Source organism: Paenibacillus sp. OSY-SE (assembly GCF_000283315.1).
GTDB classification, from domain to species: Bacteria; Bacillota; Bacilli; order Paenibacillales; family Paenibacillaceae; genus Paenibacillus_B; species Paenibacillus_B profundus.
In genome coordinates this window covers 1-2,015 of record NZ_ALKF01000094.1, presented here as the reverse complement: position 1 = coordinate 2,015, position 2,015 = coordinate 1, and the positions used below count along the sequence as shown (strand labels likewise).

1 protein-coding gene is annotated in these 2,015 nt (G+C 54.9%); it reads right to left on the bottom strand.

Annotated features, from left to right (window positions below; translation table 11 throughout):
* Positions 1-2,015 (bottom strand): non-ribosomal peptide synthetase (locus A372_RS32755; RefSeq protein WP_036702791.1); only part of this gene is annotated, 2,015 nt, incomplete at both ends.

Here is a 2,015-nt window from a genome sequence, read left to right as displayed (position 1 = left end):
TCATGGCCTTCAAGGAATGGCCTCCCAGCTCGAAGAAGTTATCGTGGATGCCTACGCGCCCGACACCCAGCACATCCTGCCACAACAGCGCCAGCTTCGCTTCTGCTTCGGTTCGCGGCGCTGTATATCCAGCAGCGGATCCGCTTCCCGACGGCTTCGGCAGCGCCCGGCGGTCCACTTTCCCATTCGGTGTCAGCGGAAGCTCTTCCAGCTGTACGAAGCGCGATGGAACCATGAAGCCCGGAAGCCGTGCAGACAGGGCCTTACGCAGGGATGAAACCTCCGTTTCTTCGCTCGTGACCACATAGGCGCACAATTCGAGGTCCCCCTGCTCCAACTCCCAAGCGGCGACTGCCGATTCCGTAACCCCTTCAAGCTCGGCAAGGTGTTGTTCAATCTCTCCCAGTTCGATCCGGTATCCGCGAATTTTTACTTGGTGGTCATTGCGGCCGGCAAATTCGAGACTGCCATCTGGCAACCAGCGCACCAGATCCCCGGTTCTATACAACCGTTCTCCTTCCATAAAGGAACTCGGAATAAACCTTTCCTCGGACAGCTGCGGTCTGTTCACATATCCGCGTCCTACGCCTGCACCGCCGATGAACAGCTCTCCATATACTCCGACTGGCTGCAGCTTGCCATGTTGAGGATCTACGACATAAAGCCTCACATTCTGAAACGGTTTTCCGATCGGTACGTGCCCCGATGGTGTTAACGGATACTGTTCCGGTGCCCCTGTCCACTCATAGAAGGAAGAGTCAACGGTCGCTTCGGTTACCCCATAGCAGTTGATAATCCGCATCCTCTGTCCGAACCGTTCAAGCAGCCAGTGAAAATCAGGATTGAGACAACGGTCGCCGCCCAAAATCAGCAGTCGCAGAGACGGTACGTCCACCTGTCGCTCATCGATGTATTTCATAATGGACATCACTAAGGACGGTGTCGAGTTAAGCAGCGTAATCGCATGCGTGCGGATCAATCCAGCTATGGCCGCGGGCTGCAGACGCAGCTCGCTTGGACAAATGACCATCGACCCTCCGAAAGGAAGTGCCCGGGCCATATCTTCGACAAACACATCGAAGGAGAAACTGGCCATCTGCAGCAGCCGGACTTCCTGTAAGTTCAGACTATAAGCTTGGTTCCATGCAAAAATTCTCTCCATTAGATGTCCATGTTCGATCATGACACCCTTCGGTTTGCCCGTCGTGCCCGATGTAAAAATAACATAGGCCAAATGTTGGGGCATGGGCAGTTGCAGTGAAATACCTTCTGTAACTGCTGCAGCATCGACTTCCAAGTATAAAACGTCATATGCTGCCTCCCATTCCTCGCCGTACTCCCGCTCTGTCAGAAGCAGGCGGGCCCCGCTTTCTTCGAGCATATACGCAATCCGTTCGGCTGGATAATCGGCATCCAGCGGCAAATAGGCACCGCCCGATTTCCAGACTGCCAATACAGCCACAACCATCCAGGCAGAGCGGGTCACGAGAACGCCGACAATGTCCTCGGGTCCGGCGCCTCGCTGCTTCAGCGTCTGAGCAAGACGGCTGGCACGATCATTCAGTTCGGCATAACTCATTTCATGGTTGTCGAAAACGACTGCCGTACGGTCCGGATGCCGCAGCGCTTGTTCTTCGAATAACTCGAGTAGTGTCTTGCTGCTGACAAGATCTATCCGGGCCGGATTAAACTCCTGCATCAATTGACGCTCCTGCGCTGCTGTCAGCAGAGGGGCTGCTCCCAATGCCGCTTCAGGCTGGCTCGACACATGGCGCAGAAGCTCTGTAAAATGTTCCGCCCAACGTCTGATAGTCTCTTCTGTAAATAAAGCGGCTGAATATTCCCAGCTGCAGGAAAAGCCCTCCCGCTGCTCGGTTACGATGAGCGTCAAGTCAAACTTGGCTATCGTGTCCTCCATAAGATACGGAGTCAACTGGAGATCGGGGAGCTCAAGCTCCGCCTGATCCATGTTCTGCAGCACGAGCATCGCATCGAAGATCGGATTGCGGCTCGTG